Below are 16,889 nucleotides of genomic sequence, written 5' to 3' on the forward strand. Positions count from 1 at the left end.
ATAATCTACGTTCAAGATAATTATTTAATTCCTAAAATAATTGATAGAATAAATTTTTCTCAAAAAAAAAGCCTTTCTAAATTAGAAAGGCTTTTAAATAACAGTAAAATTATTGCTTTATCTTGAAAGCTTTCTCCTTTGGATAATAGGCTACGCTGCCTAATTCCTCTTCTATTCTTAATAATTGATTGTATTTAGCCATACGGTCAGATCTTGAAGCAGAACCCGTCTTAATTTGACCAGTATTTAATGCTACTGCTAAATCTGCAATAGTATTATCTTCTGTTTCTCCAGAACGGTGAGACATTACAGAAGTATATCCTGCATTTTTAGCCATATTAACAGCAGAAATAGTTTCTGTTAAGGTACCAATCTGGTTTACTTTAATTAAAATAGAATTAGCGATACCGTTTTCTATTCCTTTAGAAAGACGCTCAACATTAGTTACAAATAAATCATCACCAACTAATTGAACTTTATCACCAATTTTGTCCGTTAAAGATTTCCAACCATCCCAATCGTTTTCATCCATTCCATCTTCAATAGATATAATAGGATATTTAGCCGCTAGATCTGCTAAGTATTGCGCTTGCTCTTCAGAAGTTCTAATTACTCCTTTATCGCCTTCAAATTTTGTATAGTCATATTTACCGTTAACATAGAATTCTGCAGCAGCACAATCTAAAGCAATCATTACATCATCGCCTAATTTGTACCCAGCTTGATCTACTGCTTTAGCGATGGTATCTAAAGCATCTTCAGTACCACCCGCTAAATTAGGAGCAAAACCACCTTCATCACCAACTGCTGTACTTAAACCTCTATCATGTAAAACTTTCTTAAGGTTATGGAAAATTTCAGTTCCCATTTGCATTGCATGAGAAAAGCTTTCTGCCTTCACAGGCATTACCATAAATTCCTGAAAAGCAATAGGAGCATCTGAATGCGAACCTCCATTGATAATATTCATCATTGGTACTGGAAGTGTATTAGCGCTTACCCCACCAATATATCTATATAAAGGCATTCCTAACTCTTCAGCAGCAGCTTTTGCTACAGCCAAAGAAACACCTAAAATTGCGTTAGCTCCTAATTTTGATTTATTAGGAGTTCCATCTAAATCAATCATTGTTTGATCAATAAGATTTTGCTCAAAAACAGACATACCAATTATTTCTTCAGCAATATCAGTATTAACATTAGCAATAGCTTTTGTTACTCCTTTACCCATAAAAGCTTTACCGCCATCACGAAGTTCTACAGCCTCATGCTCACCAGTAGATGCTCCGGAAGGAACTGCAGCTCTTCCCATTATACCATTTTCAGTAAAAACATCTACCTCAATAGTAGGGTTTCCTCTTGAATCTAAAATCTGTCTTGCATGAACACTAATTATGATACTCATATATTTTATTTTTTTATATTGAAAACACAGCAAAGATACAAAAGTAAGGTGTTAGAAAACACTCTCAATACCCTAAAAACTGTGACAAATAACCTTTATTTAAACTATAACGTTTTAGTTAACCTTAACTTTAATCATCTCAAAAAATTGATCAAATAAATATTCAGCATCATGTGGCCCAGGACTAGCTTCTGGATGGTATTGAACAGAAAAAACCTTTTTATTTTTCATTTTGATGCCCGCAACCGTCTTATCATTAAGATGTACATGAGTAATCTCAATGTTTTTATTCGCTTCAGCCTCTTCTCTATTGATAGCAAAGCCATGGTTCTGAGAAGTAATTTCTCCTTTACCAGTTAAAAGATTCATAACAGGGTGATTAATACCTCTATGACCATTATGCATTTTATATGTAGATATCTCATTAGCTAAAGCTATAACTTGGTGCCCTAAACAGATACCGAATAAAACTTCATCATTAGCAATAATATCTTTAGCTGTTTTTATAGCATCTACCAATGGCTCAGGATCGCCCGGTCCATTTGAAATAAAATAACCATCCGGATTAAATGCTTTCATTTCCTCAAAAGAAGCGTTATACGGAAAGACTTTAATGTAAGCCCCTCTCTTAGCTAGATTTCTTAGAATATTTTTCTTTATACCAATATCTAGTGCAGAAATTTTAATAGATGAATTTTCATCACCATAATAGTACGACTCTTTGGTTGACACTTGTGATGCCAACTCCAAACCATCCATACTAGGTATATTTTTCAATTGCTCCTTTAGACTTTCAATATTATCAACTTCAGTAGAAATTACCGCATTCATTGCTCCGTTGTCACGGATATAACTTACTAGAGCACGCGTATCTACATCCGAGATAGCAAATAAATTATTTTTATTTAAAAACTCTTCTAAAGATTGATCTGCAATAGCTCTAGAAAACGTGTAACTAAAATTCTTACAGATTAAACCTGATATTTTAATAGCATCTGACTCTACTTCTTCAGAGTTAGTCCCATAATTACCAATGTGAGCATTCGTAGTCACCATTAACTGACCAAAATAAGATGGATCTGTAAAGATTTCTTGGTACCCAGTCATTCCAGTGTTAAAACACACTTCCCCGAATGCTGTTCCATTTTTATCACCAACTGCTTTACCATAAAAAATAGTTCCATCAGCCAATAACATAAGAGCTTTCTTTCTAGTTTGATACTTCATTTTTAGGAATTATATTAAATATTTTTACAAAATAACACAAAAAAAAGGATAAGCTTTTCAACTTATCCTTTTCTAATATTAAAACTTATAAAACAACCATTTTATTCTTCTGAACTTTCTGGTTGAGTTGTTTCTTGTGAAGCATCAGCAGCCGGAGCTTCTGTTTTCTTAGCTCTACCTCTTCTAGTTGTTTTCTTAGCTGGCGTTTTAGAAGCATTGTATAGCTCATTAAAATCTACCAACTCGATCATCGCCATATCAGCGTTATCTCCTAAACGAGTACCTAGTTTTATTATTCTAGTATAACCCCCTGGACGGTCAGCTATCTTCTCTGCTACATTACTGAATAACTCAGTAACAGCATATTTATCTCTAAGGTTTTTAAAAACAACACGTCTATTATGTGTTCCTTTTTCTGTCGTCTGATTATTCTCAGCCTTTGCCTTAGTGATTAATGGCTCAACAAACTGCTTTAAAGCTTTAGCTTTAGCAACAGTAGTGTTTATTCTTTTATGTTCGATAAGAGAACAAGCCATATTTGCAAGCATCGCAACTCTATGAGCTTTTTTCCTACCTAAGTGGTTAACTTTTTTACCGTGTCTCATTACTTTGTTCTATTTTCTTCCTTATCCGAGATTTTCTCTTCCAACAGAAGTAAAATTAATCTTTATCTAATTTATATTTTGACAAATCCATACCGAAACTTAAACCTTTATTGATTACAAGTTCTTCTAGCTCTGTCAATGATTTTTTACCGAAGTTTCTAAACTTCATTAAATCATTCTTATTAAAAGAAACTAAGTCTCCTAAAGTATCTACTTCCGCAGCTTTTAAACAATTTAGAGCACGAACCGAAAGATCCATATCTACTAATTTTGTTTTTAATAACTGACGCATGTGTAGGGACTCCTCGTCATAAGTTTCAGTTTGTGCAATTTCATCAGCTTCTAAAGTAATACGCTCATCAGAGAATAACATAAAGTGATGAATTAAAACCTTAGCACCTTCTGTTAATGCATCCTTTGGTGTAATAGATCCGTCAGATTCAATTTCGAAAACTAATTTTTCGTAATCAGTCTTTTGTTCTACACGAAAGTTTTCAATACTATATTTTACATTTTTAATAGGTGTAAAAATAGAATCAATTGCGATTGTACCAATTGGTGCTCCAGACTTTTTATTTTCTTCAGCAGGAACATATCCTCTTCCTTTTTCAATAACTAACTCCATATTGAAGTTAACTTTAGCATCCATATTACAGATTACTAAATCAGGATTCAATACTTGAAATCCAGAAATAAATTTCTGAAAGTCTCCAGCTGTAAGTTGATTTTTACCGCTTACTGAAACTGAAACAGTTTCAGAATCTACGTCCTCTATTTGTCTTTTAAAACGAACTTGCTTTAAATTAAGAATTATTTCAGTTACATCTTCTACGATTCCTGATATAACAGAGAACTCATGCTCTACTTTATCTACACGAATAGAAGTAATTGCAAAACCTTCTAAAGAAGATAGTAAAACTCTTCTTAAAGCATTTCCAACAGTCAATCCATAACCAGGTTCCAAAGGGCGGAATTCAAACTTCCCTTCGAAATCTGTCGAATCAATCATTATAACTTTATCAGGTTTTTGAAAATTAAATAATGCCATAATTGGATCAGTGTTATTTATTTAGAGTATAACTCGACGATTAATTGTTCTTTGATATTCTCTGGAATCTGAAGTCTTTCTGGAACAGCTACGAACGTACCTTCCATTTTCTCAGTATTCCAAGTCATCCATTCGTAAACGCTGCTATTAGAAGCTAACGCATCCTGAATAGTTGAAATTGATTTAGACTTTTCTCTAACACCAACAACATCACCAGATTTTAATGAATAAGAAGGAATGTTTACCAACTCTCCGTTTACCGTAATATGTCTATGAGAAACTAGTTGTCTAGCTCCACTTCTAGAATTAGAAACTCCCATTCTAAAAACAACGTTATCTAAACGACATTCACATAATTGAAGTAAAATTTCACCAGTAACACCTTCTTTTCTTTTTGCAGATGCAAAAATGTTTCTAAATTGTTTTTCTAATATACCGTAAGTGTACTTAGCTTTTTGCTTTTCCATTAACTGAACAGCATATTCAGATTTTTTTCCACGACGTCTAGCGTTTCCGTGTTGTCCTGGAGGGAAATTTCTTTTTTCAAAAGATTTATCATCTCCGAATATTGCTTCGCCAAATTTACGAGCAATTTTTGTTTTTGGTCCTATATATCTTGCCATCTTCTTATTGTTTGAAAGTATGATTATGAATTAAGGCTTATCCTTCGATAATCGTATCAATACTTTCTGTGAAATATCCTATTTTAAAAGGACTATTAGTAATTAAAATTATACTCTTCTTCTTTTTGGTGGTCTACAACCATTATGAGGAATTGGTGTAACATCGATAATCTCTGTTACTTCAATACCTGCATTATGTAAAGATCTGATTGCAGATTCTCTACCATTACCTGGTCCTTTAACGTAAACTTTCACTTTTCTTAATCCTGCTTCATGTGCTACTTTAGCACAATCTTCAGAAGCTATCTGAGCTGCATAAGGAGTGTTCTTTTTAGAACCTCTAAAGCCCATCTTCCCTGCAGAAGACCAAGAAATAACGTCACCTTTTTTATTTGTCAAAGAAATAATAATGTTATTGAAAGATGCTGTTACGTGAGCTTCACCTACAGATTCTACAATTACCTTACGTTTCTTTGCAACTTTTGTATTTGACTTTGCCATATTTTTAAGTTTCTAGTTGTTAGTTCTTAGTTATTGGAATCCTAAACCTTTCGATTTCAGACAGATTCTTCTAACGTCCAAATACTAATGACTGTCTAATTATTATTTAGTTGCTTTTTTCTTGTTCGCAACAGTTTTTCTCTTACCTTTTCTAGTTCTAGAGTTATTCTTAGTTCTTTGTCCTCTTAATGGAAGACCAGATCTATGACGAATACCTCTATAACAACCAATATCCATTAAACGTTTAATGTTTAATTGAGTTTCAGAACGAAGTTCTCCTTCTATAGTAAAAGCCGAAACTGATTCACGAATACGACTAATCTCATCATCGTTCCAATCAGACACTTTAGTATCCTCACTTACTTGGGCATTTGCTAAAATTTCTTTAGCTCTACTGTTACCTACTCCGAAGATATAAGTAAGAGCAATTACCCCTCTTTTTTGTTTTGGTATATCAACACCTGCAATTCTTGCCATAACTACCCTTGTCTTTGTTTAAATCTAGGATTCTTTTTGTTTATTACGTACAATCTACCTTTTCTGCGAACAATTTTGCAGTCGGCACTCCTTTTTTTTAATGATGCTCTAACTTTCATCCTATTATCTTAATATCTATATGTAATTCTTGCTTTACTCAAATCATAAGGGCTCATTTCTAATTTTACCTTATCACCCGGAAGTAATTTTATATAATGCATACGCATTTTGCCTGAGATATGGGCTGTAACAACATGACCATTTTCTAACTCTACACGGAACATTGCATTTGACAATGCTTCAATGATGCTACCGTCTTGCTCTATTGCTGATTGCTTAGCCATAACTTATGCTACCTTTCTATTTTTACCTGTCTTCATTAAACCATCATAATGACGATTTAACAAATACGAATTAACTTGTTGTACTGTATCTATTGCCACACCCACCATAATTAAAAGTGAAGTACCACCATAAAACATTGCCCAACCTGGTTGAACATCCATTAGCTTAACAACTATTGCAGGCAATACAGCCAGCAAAGCTAAGAAAATAGATCCTGGTAACGTAATTAAAGACATAATCTTATCTAAAAAATCTCCAGTTTCTGCTCCAGGCCTAATTCCAGGGATGAAACCGCCGCTTCTTTTTAAGTCATCGGCCATTTTATTCGTTGGAACTGTGATTGCAGTGTAGAAATATGTGAATACAATGATTAAAAATGCAAATAATAAATTATAAGCCAATCCAAAAATATCTTGGAATTGAACTTCCATCCATGCACCCCATACCGTATTATTAAATGTTTTCCCAATTAATCCTGGCGCAAACATAATTGCCTGTGCAAATATAATTGGCATAACACCTGATGCATTTAATTTTAATGGAATATACTGTCTAGTTCCCATTGCATCTTTCTCATAACCGCCAGAAGCAGATCTACGAGCATATTGCACTGGTATTTGCCGTGTAGCCATTACCAATAAAACACTTAGTAAGATTACAACAAACCAGATGATAACTTCAATTAAAACTAACATTGGACCTCCTGTACCTTCCCATCTAGAAATAGCTTCTTGAGCGAAAGCTTGAGGCAATGTTGCAATAATACCAACCATAATTAATAAAGAAATACCATTACCAATACCTCTATCAGTAATCTTTTCGCCTAACCACATTGCAAACACCGTACCTGTTACTAAAATAATAACCGCAGGTATCATGAAATCTAAACCTTTTCCAAGAACAAAAGCACTATCTGGAACACCAAACTGACTTAAACCCAATAAATAGGTTGGAGCCTGCAGGATACAAATACCAATAGTTAACCATCTTGTAATTTGGTTGATAGTTTTTCTTCCACTTTCACCTTCTTTCTGAAGTTTTTGCAAGTAAGGAATAGCTATTCCCATTAATTGTACTACAATAGAAGCAGAGATATAAGGCATAATACCCAATGCAAAAACAGAGGCTTTTGCAAAAGCACCCCCTGTAAAAGCATTTAATATTCCAAAGATTCCGTTTTCAGTACCAGAAGTCAAAGCTCCTAGTTGCGTTGTATCTATCCCTGGAAGCGCAATTTGCGCTCCAAATCTATATACTAACAATAAACCAAGAGTAACAAGAATTCTTCCTTTTAACTCTTCAATCTTCCAAATATTAGATAATGTCTCGAAAAATTTCTTCATAGTGTATTTCTTATAAACTTATTGCTTCGCCACCAGCAGCTTCAATAGCCGCTTTAGCAGTAGCAGTAAATTTATGTGCTGATATTTTAAGAGAAGTTTTTAACTCACCTCCACCTAATATTTTTACTAAATCAGATTTTCTAGCTAATCTAGTTTGAATTAAAACTTCTAAGTTAACAGCATCTTTAACGATTCCATTATCTACAAGTAGTTGTAATTTATCTAAATTAATACCTGCGTATTCCTTTCTGTTAATATTTGTAAAACCAAATTTAGGAACACGTCTTTGAAGAGGCATTTGACCACCTTCAAAACCAATCTTTTTAGAATATCCAGATCTAGATTTAGCACCTTTGTGCCCTCTAGTGGCAGTACCACCTTTTCCAGTACCCTGTCCACGTCCTACAATCTTACCTGCACGGTGAACTGAGCCTTCAGCTGGTTTTAAACTATTTAAATTCATCTTTATATTTTTTTAAGCTTCCTCAATTGAAACTAAGTGGTTAACTTTAGCTATCATACCCATAATACTAGGAGTATTCTCATGTTCTACAACTTGACCTAATTTTCTTAAACCAAGTGCTTCAAGAGTTTTTTTCTGTCTAAGAGGTTTTTTAATACCACTCTTAACCTGTTTTACTTTAACTTTTGCCATAATACCTTAATTTATCCCTTAAAAACTTTTTCAAGAGAAATTCCTCTTTGTGAAGCAACTGTTTTAGCATCTCTAATTTGCAATAAAGCATCAAAAGTAGCCTTAACAACATTATGTGGATTAGAAGAACCTTGAGATTTAGATAATACATCATGAACCCCAACTGCTTCTAATACCGATCTTACAGCACCACCAGCAATTACTCCAGTACCATGAGATGCAGGTTGAATATAAACTCTAGCACCACCGAACTTACCTTTTTGTTCGTGAGGAATAGTTCCTTTATTTAAAGGAATTCTAATCAAGTTTTTCTTAGCGTCATCAATAGCCTTAGAAATAGCAGTAGCAACTTCTTTAGACTTACCTAAACCTTGACCAACTACACCATTTTCGTCACCGACAACAACTATAGCAGAAAAACCAAATGCTCTACCACCTTTTGTTACTTTAGTAACTCTTTGTACACCAACTAAACGATCTTTTAAATCAAGACCTCCTGGTTTTACAACTTCTACGTTTTTGTATTTCTGGTACATATATATTAGAATTTAAGTCCTGCTTCTCTAGCTCCTTCAGCCAATGATTTTACTCTTCCGTGGTATAAACAACCACCTCTATCAAAAGCTACTGTCTCAACACCAGCTTTTATTGCTTTCTCTGCAACAGTTTTACCTACTAAGTTAGCAATATCAGTTTTTGTTCCTTTAACATCAGCAATCTCCTTATCTCTAGAAGATGCAGCAACTAAAGTTACCCCACTGTTATCGTCTATAACTTGTACATAAATTTCCTTGTTACTTCTAAAAACCGATAATCTCGGTCTTGCAGCAGTTCCAAAAGAAACTTTACGTATTCTTCTTTTAATTCGCTGTCTTCTTTCAGTCTTTGATAATCCCATAATTCTACTTATTATGCTGACTTACCAGCTTTTCTTCTTAATTGTTCTCCGACAAACTTAACACCTTTTCCTTTGTACGGCTCTGGCCTACGGAAAGATCTAATTTTAGCAGCCACTTGACCTACTAATTGTTTATCAAAAGATTTTAACTTAATAATTGGATTTTTACCTTTTTCAGATACAGTTTCGATTATAACTTCTGGAGCCAAATCTATAACTATGTTATGAGAAAAACCTAAAGCCAATTCTAATCTTTGACCTTGGTTACTTGCTCTATAACCTACACCTACAAGTTCCAATTCTTTAGTCCATCCTTTAGACACACCATCGATCATATTGTTAATCAAAGATCTATAAAGACCATGTTTAGCTTTATGCTCCTTAACATCAGAAGATCTAGTTACAAAAACTTGATCATCTTCAACTTTAATTTCAACAGCGCTATATTCTTGAGTTAACTCACCCAACTTACCTTTTACAGTAATTACATTATCTTTTATCTCAACGGTTACTCCTTGAGGTATCGCAACTGGATTATTACCTATTCTAGACATTTCTTAAATCTTTATAGTATTAATAAACGTAACATAATACTTCACCACCAACTTTTTCTAGCTTAGCTTGCTTACTCGTCATTACTCCATGAGAAGTTGAAACGATAGCAATACCCAATCCGTTAAGTACTCTTGGTAAATCAGTAGAACCAGCATACTTACGTAGACCTGGCTTACTTATACGCATAATTTTTTTTATCACTGGTTCTTTTGTTAGCTTATCATACTTCAAAGCTATTTTAACCGTGCCTTGAACCTTGTTTGGTTCAAATTTATAACTTAAAATATATCCTTGTTCGAATAATATTTTAGTCATTTCTTTTTTCAAATTAGATGCAGGAATCTCGACAACTCTATGCCCAGCACTACTTGCATTTCTAATTCTTGTTAAGTAATCCGAAATTGGATCTGTTACCATATGTATTAATTTGCAGTATTGGTTTTTAACACTATTGCTAAACCTGATACTAGTTAATATTTAAATTTATTACCAGCTAGCTTTTCTAACTCCCGGTATAAGACCTTCATTAGCCATTTCTCTGAAAGTTACACGAGAAACACCAAATGTTCTCATATACCCTCTTGGTCTACCCGTTAATTTACATCTATTATGCAAACGAATTGGATTAGCATTTCTAGGTAATTTCTGTAAGCCTTCATAGTCTCCAGCTGCTTTTAAAGCCTTTCTCTTATCCGCATACTTTGCTACCGTTTTCTCTCTTTTAACCTCACGGGCCTTCATCGATTCTTTAGCCATCTTAATTCTTTTTAAAAGGTAACCCTAATTGAGTTAATAATGATTTTGCCTCTTTATCTGTTTGTGCAGAAGTTACAAAGGTAATATCCATTCCGTTGATTCTATTGATTTTATCAATATTTATCTCAGGAAAAATAATTTGCTCTGTAATACCTAAGTTATAATTACCACGACCATCAAAACCAGTAGCTTTAATTCCCTGAAAATCTCTAACTCTAGGAAGTGCACTTGTAACCAAACGATCAAGAAATTCAAACATTCTCTCTCCTCTTAAGGTTACTTTACATCCAATTGGCATACCCTTTCTAAGCTTGAAAGAAGCAACATCCTTTTTAGATATAGTAGCAATAGATTTCTGACCAGTAATTGTAGTTAATTCTTCAACCGCATGGTCAATTAACTTTTTATCTGCTACAGCTGCTCCAACACCTCTACTAACAACTATCTTCTCTAGCTTAGGTACTTGCATAACATTCTTATACCCAAACTCTTCTTTAAGAGCACCAATAATGCGCTCATTGTATTCTTTTTTTAACCTTGTAACGTAAGCCATAACTATATTACTTCATTAGATTTTTTAGAGACTCTAACTTTTTTCCCATCTCTAACGTCGTAACCTACCCTAGTAGTGCTACCTGACTTAGCATCAATCAATGCTAAATTAGAAATGTGTAAAAGCGCCTCTTTCTTTACGATACCACCTTGAGGATTTTTAGCACTTGGCTTTTCATGTTTAGATACTAAATTAGCACCTTCAACAATTGCCTTGTTCTTATCAAAATCAATCTTCATGATCTTACCTTCAACACCTTTATGGTCTCCAGCTACGATTCTAACGATATCTCCTACTTTTATTTTTAGCTTTTTCATCTGATTCTAAATGTTATAGCACCTCTGGAGCTAATGATACAATTTTCATGAATTGTTTATCACGAAGTTCTCTCGCTACAGGTCCAAAAACACGTGTACCTCTCATTTCACCAGTTGGGTTCAGAAGAACACAAGCATTATCATCAAAACGAATGTAAGAACCATCTTGTCTTCTTACTTCTTTTTTAGTTCTAACAACTACTGCAGTAGAAACGGCACCTTTCTTAATTGTACCATTAGGAGTAGCTTCTTTAACAGCTACTACTATTTTATCTCCTACAGAAGCGTATCTTCTTTTCGTACCACCTAACACTCTAATGGTCAAAACTTCTTTTGCCCCAGTATTGTCAGCTACCTTTAATCTTGATTCTTGCTGTAACATAATTATTTAGCTCTTTCAATGATTTCAACCAATCTCCAACATTTAGTTTTACTTAAAGGACGTGTTTCCATAATCCTTACTGTATCACCAATATTGCAATCATTTGCCTCATCGTGTGCAACATATTTTTTAGTTCTTAATACGAACTTTCCGTACATAGGGTGTTTTACTCGCTTAACTTCTGAAATCACAATTGATTTCTCCATTTTGTTACTCGTAACAACTCCTACTCTCTCTTTTCTTAAGTTTCTTTTTTCCATAAAGCAGAACCAGTTATTGGTTATCCCTTTTAGTTAATTCTGTCGCTATTCTAGCCACTGTTCTTCTCGCTCTTCTTATTTGAAGCGGGTTTTCCAACGGAGTAACGCTGTGCGCTATCTTCAAATCTGAATGTTGCTTTTTAGCCTCTATCAATTTAGAGCCTAACTCTTCAACAGATAATTCCTTTACTTCTGATTGTTTCATAATTCCTTACAATTAAAAATTAAGCTGAATAATCTCTAGCAACAATAAATTTTGTTTTAACAGGTAATTTCTGTGCAGCAAGACGTAAAGCCTCTTTTGCAACCTCCTGAGACACCCCAGCGATTTCGAACATAATCCTACCAGGTAATACCACAGCAACAAAATATTCAGGAGCACCTTTACCTTTACCCATACGAACCTCTAGAGGTTTTTTGGTTATAGGCTTATCTGGAAATATTTTAATCCACATTTGACCCTCTCTTTTCATGAATCTAGTAGCTGCAATACGAGCAGCTTCTATCTGTCTTGATGTAATAAAACTTGTATCTAAAGATTTTATACCGAACATACCATTTGAAAGCTGATGACCTCTTCCAGAGATCCCTTTCATCCTACCCTTTTGTGTCTTACGAAACTTGGTTCTTTTAGGTTGTAACATTTTTCTACTTCTTTAAAAATTACTTTCTACGACGTGGTTTCTTGTTACCATCTTGCTTACCACCTTTTGCACCTTGGCTTTTTTCCATACCAACTAAAGGAGATAAATCTCTTTTACCATAAACCTCACCTTTCATAATCCACACTTTAATACCTAATCTTCCATAAGTAGTATGTGCTTCATGTAAAGCATAGTCGATATCTGCTCTAAATGTAGATAATGGTATTCTTCCATCCTTATAGGTTTCAGAACGAGCCATTTCTGCTCCATTTAAACGTCCAGAAATTTGAATCTTAATTCCTTCTGAATTCATACGCATTGCCGCAGCGATTGCCATTTTTATTGCTCTTCTAAAAGAAATTCTATTTTCGATTTGACGAGCAACACTAGCAGCTACAAGATTTGCATCTAACTCAGGTCTTTTGATTTCAAATATATTGATCTGAACCTCTTTATCAGTAATTTTCTTAAGCTCCTCTTTCAACTTATCTACCTCTTGACCACCTTTACCGATAATAATACCAGGTCTTGCAGTTGTAATGGTAATAGTGATAAGCTTTAAAGTACGCTCAATAATAACTCTTGATACGCTAGCTTTCGCTAAACGAGCATGAACATATTTTCTAATTTTGTTATCTTCGGCCAATTTATCACCGTAATCATTTCCACCATACCAGTTAGACTCCCATCCTCTAATGATGCCTAAACGAATTCCGATTGGATTTGTTTTCTGTCCCATATCTAGCTTTGTACATTATTGTTAGAATCCAACACTAGTGTTACGTGATTGGAACGTTTTCTAATTCTGTGTGCTCTACCCTGAGGTGCCGGTCTAAGTCTTTTCAACATAGCGCCACCATCAACTCTTATCTCTTTAATAAAAAGGTCAGCATCTTCTACACTAGCATCTTCATTTTTAGCCTGCCAGTTTGCAATAGCTGATAAAAGCAATTTCTCTAATTTACGAGAAGCTTCTTTTGAATTGAATTTTAAAATTGCAAGTGCTTGTTCCACTTTAACCCCTCTTACCAAATCAGCTACTAAACGCATCTTTCTTGGTGAAGTTGGACAATTATTCAATTTCGCAAAAGCAATTTGCTTTTTCTCTGCCTTTATTCTTTCGGCCATTTGTTTTTTACGAACTCCCATAGCTTACTTTTTTCCTTTATTTTTCGAACCACCATGACCCCTAAAAGATCTAGTTGGTGAAAATTCTCCTAATTTATGACCAACCATATTCTCTGTAACATATACAGGAACAAATTGTCTACCATTATGAACAGCGATAGTTTGACCAACAAAATCTGGTGTTATCATTGAAGCTCTAGACCAAGTCTTAACAACAGTCTTTTTACCAGAATCTATATTCTGATGAACTTTCTTTTCTAAACTAAAGTGAACGTAAGGTCCTTTTTTTAATGAACGTGCCATTTCTTTCTACTTTTTATTTCTTTCTACGTTCTAATATATATCTATTTGTAGCCTTAGTCTTAGAACGAGTTCTATAACCTTTAGCAGGTATACCGTTCTTAGATCTTGGGTGACCACCTGAAGCTCTACCTTCACCACCACCCATTGGGTGATCGACAGGGTTCATCGCAACCGGTCTTGTTCTTGGTCTTCTACCTAACCATCTGCTTCTACCCGCTTTACCAGATACAAGTAATTGATGATCAGAATTAGATACCGCGCCAATTGTAGCTAAACATAAAACCAGAATTAATCTAGTTTCACCAGAAGGAAGTTTTACCGTAGCAAACTTACCATCTCTTGCCATTAATTGAGCAAATGTACCAGCACTTCTCGCCATAACAGCTCCTTGTCCCGGACGTAGTTCAATACAAGAAATAATAGTACCTAAAGGAATAACACTTAAAGGAAGTGCATTACCTATCTCAGGAATCGCATCAGTACCAGAATTAACTTCCTGACCAACTTGCAGACCGTTCTGGGCTACTATATATCTTTTTTCTCCATCAGCGTAGTTTATTAAAGCTACAAATGCTGTTCTGTTAGGATCATACTGAATAGAATCAACGACACCAGCGATACCCTGCTTATCTCTTTTGAAATCTATCAAACGATACCTTCTCTTATGACCACCACCTCTGTGTTGGATAGTCATTTTTCCTTGACTGTTTCTACCTCCGGACTTTTTTAACGGAGCAAGCAAGCTCTTCTCCGGCTTATCAGTAGTAATCGCGTCGAATCCGTTTACTACTCTAAAACGCTGTCCTGGAGTGATTGGTTTTAATTTTCTAACTGACATTTTTTGTCTTTAGTCTTTATTATAGATTACTGTAATAATCGATTACATCACCATCCGCAACTTGAACTATTGCTTTCTTATAAGCATTAGATTTACCGTGTTGTACTCCGGTTTTTGTATAACGAGTCTTTCTTGAAGGCCCGTAATTCATAGTTCTAACTTTCTCAACAGAAACCCCATAAGCAGTTTCAATAGCTTCTTTTATCTGAAGCTTATTTGCCTTAGGATTTACAATGAAGCCATAACGATTATACAACTCACTATCTGAAGTCATTTTTTCTGTTATAATTGGCTTTATTATCACACTCATGTTCTTATTGTTTAGTTAAGTTAGACTCAATTCCTTCTAAAGAACCTTCTAGAAGCACAATGTTATTAGCATTTAAAATCTTATAAGTGCTTAAATCTGAGTTAGTTATAACTTCAGACCCCTTTAAATTGCGTGACGACAAATATACATTATTATTTGAATCACCCAACACAAATAAAGATTTTTTATTTTCCAAGCCTAAAGACTTCAAAACATTCTTAAAATCTTTTGTTTTTGGAGCATCAAAATTAAAATCTTCAACTACTAAAATTGCTTTCTCATTAGTTTTAATGCTTAAAGCAGATTTTCTAGCTAAACGTTTTAAATTCTTGTTTAATTTTTGCTTATAATCTTTTGGTCTAGGTCCAAAAATACGACCACCACCTCTAAAAACTGGAGACTTAATACTACCCGCACGAGCAGTACCAGTTCCTTTTTGTTTCTTTATTTTTCTTGTACTACCAGCTATTTCAGCTCTTTCTTTAGACTTATGCGTACCTTGTCTTTGGTGCGCTAAATATTGCTTTACATCTAAATAAACAGCGTGCTTATTTGGCTCTATACCGTAAACAGCATCAGAAAGCTCTATGCTTCTACCTGTTTCTTTTCCTTTAATATCTAAAACTGCTACCTTCATTACTTCTCAATAGTTACGTAAGCGTTCTTATGACCAGGCACACAACCTTTTAAAACTAAAAGATTTTTTTCTGGAACTACTTTTAAAACTTTTAGGTTTTGAACAGTTACCTTATCAGTACCCATTCTTCCGGCCATCTTCATACCTTTGAATACTCTCGCAGGATAAGAAGCAGCACCTACAGAACCAGGAGCCCTTAGTCTGTTATGTTGACCGTGAGTTGCTTGACCAACACCAGCAAAGCCGTGTCTCTTAACAACACCCTGAAAACCTTTTCCTTTTGAGATACCTATAGCATCAACAAATTCACCTTCAACAAATAAATCAACACCAATAGTGTCTCCTAATTTGTAACCACCTTCAAAATCTCTGAATTCAACGACTTTTTTCTTAGGAGAAACACCTGCTTTTTTGAAATGACCTGTTTCGGCCTTATTCGCACGTTTTTCTGCCTTGTCATCGAAACCTAATTGAAGGGCACTATACCCGTCTACCTCTTCGGTTCTGACTTGGGTAACTACACATGGACCTAGTTCGATTACTGTACATGGAATGTTCTTTCCATTTTCATCGAAAATACTAGTCATGCCTACTTTCTTTCCTATTAACCCAGACATATTTAATTTAATTAATTAGTATTAACTTTTATAAACTTTCAATTATTGAATAAAAAAAAGGGTCAAAATAAATCGACCCTGATTTTATTTTTCCGTTTTTCCCTTGCGAAACGCTCAGGACATGTTACTCGCAATACAAATTGCTTACAAGTATAATTATACTTTGATCTCTACTTCAACACCACTTGGCAACTCTAATTTCATTAAAGCATCAATTGTTTTTGAAGAAGAACTGTAAATATCTAAAAGTCTCTTATAAGAACTTAACTGAAATTGCTCTCTCGACTTTTTATTAACGTGAGGAGAACGTAATACAGTAAATATTTTCTTATGTGTTGGCAACGGAATTGGTCCAGTTACAACAGCTCCTGTAGATTTTACAGTTTTAACTATTTTCTCAGCAGATTTATCTACTAAATTATAGTCGTATGATTTAAGTTTTATTCTAATTTTTTGACTCAT

31 protein-coding genes are annotated in these 16,889 nt (G+C 34.3%); all 31 read right to left on the reverse strand.

Annotation, left to right across the window (positions count from 1 at the left end; genetic code table 11):
- Positions 1–109: 109 nt before the first annotated feature.
- Complete coding sequence (gene eno, locus CELAL_RS02950) at positions 110–1,405, reverse strand: phosphopyruvate hydratase (RefSeq protein WP_013549429.1); 1,296 nt, start codon at positions 1,403–1,405, stop codon at positions 110–112.
- 114 nt (positions 1,406–1,519) lie between these two features.
- A complete protein-coding gene (gene carA / locus CELAL_RS02955) occupies positions 1,520–2,632 on the reverse strand; it encodes a glutamine-hydrolyzing carbamoyl-phosphate synthase small subunit (protein ID WP_013549430.1) in 1,113 nt (370 codons plus the stop codon).
- 101 nt (positions 2,633–2,733) lie between these two features.
- Positions 2,734–3,237 carry a 50S ribosomal protein L17 gene (gene rplQ, locus CELAL_RS02960; RefSeq protein WP_013549431.1) on the reverse strand — a complete coding sequence of 168 codons (504 nt, stop codon included), beginning with the start codon at positions 3,235–3,237 and terminating at the stop codon, positions 2,734–2,736.
- Between the two features lie 55 nt (positions 3,238–3,292).
- Complete coding sequence (locus tag CELAL_RS02965; RefSeq protein ID WP_013549432.1) at positions 3,293–4,285, reverse strand: DNA-directed RNA polymerase subunit alpha; 993 nt, start codon at positions 4,283–4,285, stop codon at positions 3,293–3,295.
- 17 nt (positions 4,286–4,302) lie between these two features.
- Positions 4,303–4,908, reverse strand: a complete 606-nt coding sequence (gene rpsD, locus CELAL_RS02970; protein ID WP_013549433.1) for a 30S ribosomal protein S4 — start codon at positions 4,906–4,908, stop codon at positions 4,303–4,305.
- A gap of 108 nt (positions 4,909–5,016) precedes the next feature.
- Positions 5,017–5,409, reverse strand: coding sequence for a 30S ribosomal protein S11 (gene rpsK, locus CELAL_RS02975; protein WP_013549434.1), 393 nt, complete (start codon positions 5,407–5,409; stop codon positions 5,017–5,019).
- Between the two features lie 102 nt (positions 5,410–5,511).
- On the reverse strand, positions 5,512–5,886 hold the full coding sequence (gene rpsM / locus CELAL_RS02980; RefSeq protein ID WP_013549435.1) for a 30S ribosomal protein S13: 375 nt from the start codon (positions 5,884–5,886) through the stop codon (positions 5,512–5,514).
- 2 nt (positions 5,887–5,888) lie between these two features.
- On the reverse strand, positions 5,889–6,005 hold the full coding sequence (gene ykgO / locus CELAL_RS21790) for a type B 50S ribosomal protein L36 (RefSeq protein WP_010181906.1): 117 nt from the start codon (positions 6,003–6,005) through the stop codon (positions 5,889–5,891).
- Positions 6,006–6,014: 9 nt separating this feature from the next.
- Entirely contained in the window at positions 6,015–6,230 is a 216-nt protein-coding gene (infA, locus tag CELAL_RS02985; protein ID WP_013549436.1) for a translation initiation factor IF-1, read from the reverse strand.
- Between the two features lie 3 nt (positions 6,231–6,233).
- Positions 6,234–7,574 (reverse strand): preprotein translocase subunit SecY, encoded by a 1,341-nt coding sequence (gene secY / locus CELAL_RS02990; protein ID WP_013549437.1) that lies wholly within the window; start codon positions 7,572–7,574, stop codon positions 6,234–6,236.
- Positions 7,575–7,584: 10 nt separating this feature from the next.
- Positions 7,585–8,037: a 50S ribosomal protein L15 gene (gene rplO / locus CELAL_RS02995; RefSeq protein ID WP_013549438.1), complete on the reverse strand. Its 453-nt coding sequence runs from the start codon at positions 8,035–8,037 to the stop codon at positions 7,585–7,587.
- 12 nt (positions 8,038–8,049) lie between these two features.
- Positions 8,050–8,229 carry a 50S ribosomal protein L30 gene (gene rpmD / locus CELAL_RS03000; RefSeq protein ID WP_013549439.1) on the reverse strand — a complete coding sequence of 60 codons (180 nt, stop codon included), beginning with the start codon at positions 8,227–8,229 and terminating at the stop codon, positions 8,050–8,052.
- Between the two features lie 11 nt (positions 8,230–8,240).
- Positions 8,241–8,765, reverse strand: coding sequence for a 30S ribosomal protein S5 (gene rpsE, locus CELAL_RS03005; protein ID WP_013549440.1), 525 nt, complete (start codon positions 8,763–8,765; stop codon positions 8,241–8,243).
- Positions 8,766–8,770: 5 nt separating this feature from the next.
- Entirely contained in the window at positions 8,771–9,127 is a 357-nt protein-coding gene (gene rplR, locus CELAL_RS03010; protein ID WP_013549441.1) for a 50S ribosomal protein L18, read from the reverse strand.
- Positions 9,128–9,138: 11 nt separating this feature from the next.
- On the reverse strand, positions 9,139–9,681 hold the full coding sequence (gene rplF / locus CELAL_RS03015) for a 50S ribosomal protein L6 (protein ID WP_013549442.1): 543 nt from the start codon (positions 9,679–9,681) through the stop codon (positions 9,139–9,141).
- 19 nt (positions 9,682–9,700) lie between these two features.
- On the reverse strand, positions 9,701–10,099 hold the full coding sequence (gene rpsH, locus CELAL_RS03020) for a 30S ribosomal protein S8 (protein WP_013549443.1): 399 nt from the start codon (positions 10,097–10,099) through the stop codon (positions 9,701–9,703).
- Between the two features lie 69 nt (positions 10,100–10,168).
- The gene (gene rpsN / locus CELAL_RS03025) at positions 10,169–10,438 is read right to left on the reverse strand and encodes a 30S ribosomal protein S14 (RefSeq protein ID WP_013549444.1); all 270 of its coding nucleotides are present in this window, start codon (positions 10,436–10,438) and stop codon (positions 10,169–10,171) included.
- Between the two features lies 1 nt (position 10,439).
- Positions 10,440–10,991 (reverse strand): 50S ribosomal protein L5, encoded by a 552-nt coding sequence (gene rplE, locus CELAL_RS03030; protein WP_013549445.1) that lies wholly within the window; start codon positions 10,989–10,991, stop codon positions 10,440–10,442.
- Between the two features lie 2 nt (positions 10,992–10,993).
- Complete coding sequence (gene rplX, locus CELAL_RS03035) at positions 10,994–11,308, reverse strand: 50S ribosomal protein L24 (protein ID WP_013549446.1); 315 nt, start codon at positions 11,306–11,308, stop codon at positions 10,994–10,996.
- A gap of 13 nt (positions 11,309–11,321) precedes the next feature.
- Entirely contained in the window at positions 11,322–11,690 is a 369-nt protein-coding gene (gene rplN / locus CELAL_RS03040; protein WP_013549447.1) for a 50S ribosomal protein L14, read from the reverse strand.
- A 2-nt stretch (positions 11,691–11,692) separates the two neighbouring features.
- Positions 11,693–11,950: a 30S ribosomal protein S17 gene (gene rpsQ / locus CELAL_RS03045; protein WP_013549448.1), complete on the reverse strand. Its 258-nt coding sequence runs from the start codon at positions 11,948–11,950 to the stop codon at positions 11,693–11,695.
- A 13-nt stretch (positions 11,951–11,963) separates the two neighbouring features.
- On the reverse strand, positions 11,964–12,155 hold the full coding sequence (gene rpmC / locus CELAL_RS03050; protein ID WP_013549449.1) for a 50S ribosomal protein L29: 192 nt from the start codon (positions 12,153–12,155) through the stop codon (positions 11,964–11,966).
- A gap of 19 nt (positions 12,156–12,174) precedes the next feature.
- The gene (rplP, locus tag CELAL_RS03055; RefSeq protein WP_013549450.1) at positions 12,175–12,594 is read right to left on the reverse strand and encodes a 50S ribosomal protein L16; all 420 of its coding nucleotides are present in this window, start codon (positions 12,592–12,594) and stop codon (positions 12,175–12,177) included.
- 19 nt (positions 12,595–12,613) lie between these two features.
- On the reverse strand, positions 12,614–13,333 hold the full coding sequence (rpsC, locus tag CELAL_RS03060; protein WP_013549451.1) for a 30S ribosomal protein S3: 720 nt from the start codon (positions 13,331–13,333) through the stop codon (positions 12,614–12,616).
- 2 nt (positions 13,334–13,335) lie between these two features.
- Entirely contained in the window at positions 13,336–13,743 is a 408-nt protein-coding gene (rplV, locus tag CELAL_RS03065) for a 50S ribosomal protein L22 (RefSeq protein WP_013549452.1), read from the reverse strand.
- A gap of 3 nt (positions 13,744–13,746) precedes the next feature.
- Positions 13,747–14,025 (reverse strand): 30S ribosomal protein S19, encoded by a 279-nt coding sequence (rpsS, locus tag CELAL_RS03070; protein WP_013549453.1) that lies wholly within the window; start codon positions 14,023–14,025, stop codon positions 13,747–13,749.
- Between the two features lie 13 nt (positions 14,026–14,038).
- Entirely contained in the window at positions 14,039–14,863 is an 825-nt protein-coding gene (gene rplB / locus CELAL_RS03075) for a 50S ribosomal protein L2 (RefSeq protein WP_013549454.1), read from the reverse strand.
- A gap of 19 nt (positions 14,864–14,882) precedes the next feature.
- On the reverse strand, positions 14,883–15,173 hold the full coding sequence (gene rplW / locus CELAL_RS03080; protein WP_013549455.1) for a 50S ribosomal protein L23: 291 nt from the start codon (positions 15,171–15,173) through the stop codon (positions 14,883–14,885).
- 4 nt (positions 15,174–15,177) lie between these two features.
- Entirely contained in the window at positions 15,178–15,810 is a 633-nt protein-coding gene (gene rplD / locus CELAL_RS03085) for a 50S ribosomal protein L4 (RefSeq protein WP_013549456.1), read from the reverse strand.
- Positions 15,810–16,427: a 50S ribosomal protein L3 gene (rplC, locus tag CELAL_RS03090; protein WP_013549457.1), complete on the reverse strand. Its 618-nt coding sequence runs from the start codon at positions 16,425–16,427 to the stop codon at positions 15,810–15,812. The genes rplD and rplC overlap by 1 nt, the downstream gene beginning before the upstream one ends.
- Positions 16,428–16,583: 156 nt before the next feature.
- A complete protein-coding gene (gene rpsJ, locus CELAL_RS03095) occupies positions 16,584–16,889 on the reverse strand; it encodes a 30S ribosomal protein S10 (protein WP_008992279.1) in 306 nt (101 codons plus the stop codon).

This window comes from Cellulophaga algicola DSM 14237 (assembly GCF_000186265.1).
GTDB lineage: Bacteria > Bacteroidota > Bacteroidia > Flavobacteriales > Flavobacteriaceae > Cellulophaga > Cellulophaga algicola.

Excerpts from the sequence above, each read along its gene's own strand:
- rplC (WP_013549457.1), bottom strand. The coding sequence starts at position 16,427 with ATGTCTGGGTTAATAGGAAAGAAAGTAGGCATGACTAGTATTTTCGAT.
- rplD (WP_013549456.1), bottom strand. The coding sequence starts at position 15,810 with ATGAAGGTAGCAGTTTTAGATATTAAAGGAAAAGAAACAGGTAGAAGC.
- rplO (WP_013549438.1), bottom strand. The coding sequence starts at position 8,037 with ATGAATTTAAATAGTTTAAAACCAGCTGAAGGCTCAGTTCACCGTGCA.
- secY (WP_013549437.1), bottom strand. The coding sequence starts at position 7,574 with ATGAAGAAATTTTTCGAGACATTATCTAATATTTGGAAGATTGAAGAG.
- rplB (WP_013549454.1), bottom strand. The coding sequence starts at position 14,863 with ATGTCAGTTAGAAAATTAAAACCAATCACTCCAGGACAGCGTTTTAGA.
- CELAL_RS02965 (WP_013549432.1), bottom strand. The coding sequence starts at position 4,285 with ATGGCATTATTTAATTTTCAAAAACCTGATAAAGTTATAATGATTGAT.
- rplV (WP_013549452.1), bottom strand. The coding sequence starts at position 13,743 with ATGGGAGTTCGTAAAAAACAAATGGCCGAAAGAATAAAGGCAGAGAAA.
- rpmC (WP_013549449.1), bottom strand. The coding sequence starts at position 12,155 with ATGAAACAATCAGAAGTAAAGGAATTATCTGTTGAAGAGTTAGGCTCT.
- infA (WP_013549436.1), bottom strand. The coding sequence starts at position 6,230 with ATGGCTAAGCAATCAGCAATAGAGCAAGACGGTAGCATCATTGAAGCA.
- rplE (WP_013549445.1), bottom strand. The coding sequence starts at position 10,991 with ATGGCTTACGTTACAAGGTTAAAAAAAGAATACAATGAGCGCATTATT.
- rplN (WP_013549447.1), bottom strand. The coding sequence starts at position 11,690 with ATGTTACAGCAAGAATCAAGATTAAAGGTAGCTGACAATACTGGGGCA.
- rpsK (WP_013549434.1), bottom strand. The coding sequence starts at position 5,409 with ATGGCAAAGTCAAATACAAAAGTTGCAAAGAAACGTAAGGTAATTGTA.
- rpsE (WP_013549440.1), bottom strand. The coding sequence starts at position 8,765 with ATGTACCAGAAATACAAAAACGTAGAAGTTGTAAAACCAGGAGGTCTT.
- rplR (WP_013549441.1), bottom strand. The coding sequence starts at position 9,127 with ATGGGATTATCAAAGACTGAAAGAAGACAGCGAATTAAAAGAAGAATA.
- rpsM (WP_013549435.1), bottom strand. The coding sequence starts at position 5,886 with ATGGCAAGAATTGCAGGTGTTGATATACCAAAACAAAAAAGAGGGGTA.
- rplX (WP_013549446.1), bottom strand. The coding sequence starts at position 11,308 with ATGAAAAAGCTAAAAATAAAAGTAGGAGATATCGTTAGAATCGTAGCT.
- carA (WP_013549430.1), bottom strand. The coding sequence starts at position 2,632 with ATGAAGTATCAAACTAGAAAGAAAGCTCTTATGTTATTGGCTGATGGA.
- rpsC (WP_013549451.1), bottom strand. The coding sequence starts at position 13,333 with ATGGGACAGAAAACAAATCCAATCGGAATTCGTTTAGGCATCATTAGA.
- rplW (WP_013549455.1), bottom strand. The coding sequence starts at position 15,173 with ATGAGTGTGATAATAAAGCCAATTATAACAGAAAAAATGACTTCAGAT.
- eno (WP_013549429.1), bottom strand. The coding sequence starts at position 1,405 with ATGAGTATCATAATTAGTGTTCATGCAAGACAGATTTTAGATTCAAGA.
- rpsS (WP_013549453.1), bottom strand. The coding sequence starts at position 14,025 with ATGGCACGTTCATTAAAAAAAGGACCTTACGTTCACTTTAGTTTAGAA.
- rplP (WP_013549450.1), bottom strand. The coding sequence starts at position 12,594 with ATGTTACAACCTAAAAGAACCAAGTTTCGTAAGACACAAAAGGGTAGG.
- rpsN (WP_013549444.1), bottom strand. The coding sequence starts at position 10,438 with ATGGCTAAAGAATCGATGAAGGCCCGTGAGGTTAAAAGAGAGAAAACG.
- rplF (WP_013549442.1), bottom strand. The coding sequence starts at position 9,681 with ATGTCTAGAATAGGTAATAATCCAGTTGCGATACCTCAAGGAGTAACC.
- rpsH (WP_013549443.1), bottom strand. The coding sequence starts at position 10,099 with ATGGTAACAGATCCAATTTCGGATTACTTAACAAGAATTAGAAATGCA.
- rpmD (WP_013549439.1), bottom strand. The coding sequence starts at position 8,229 with ATGGCAAAAGTTAAAGTAAAACAGGTTAAGAGTGGTATTAAAAAACCT.
- rpsJ (WP_008992279.1), bottom strand. The coding sequence starts at position 16,889 with ATGAGTCAAAAAATTAGAATAAAACTTAAATCATACGACTATAATTTA.
- rpsQ (WP_013549448.1), bottom strand. The coding sequence starts at position 11,950 with ATGGAAAAAAGAAACTTAAGAAAAGAGAGAGTAGGAGTTGTTACGAGT.
- ykgO (WP_010181906.1), bottom strand. The coding sequence starts at position 6,005 with ATGAAAGTTAGAGCATCATTAAAAAAAAGGAGTGCCGACTGCAAAATT.
- rplQ (WP_013549431.1), bottom strand. The coding sequence starts at position 3,237 with ATGAGACACGGTAAAAAAGTTAACCACTTAGGTAGGAAAAAAGCTCAT.
- rpsD (WP_013549433.1), bottom strand. The coding sequence starts at position 4,908 with ATGGCAAGATATATAGGACCAAAAACAAAAATTGCTCGTAAATTTGGC.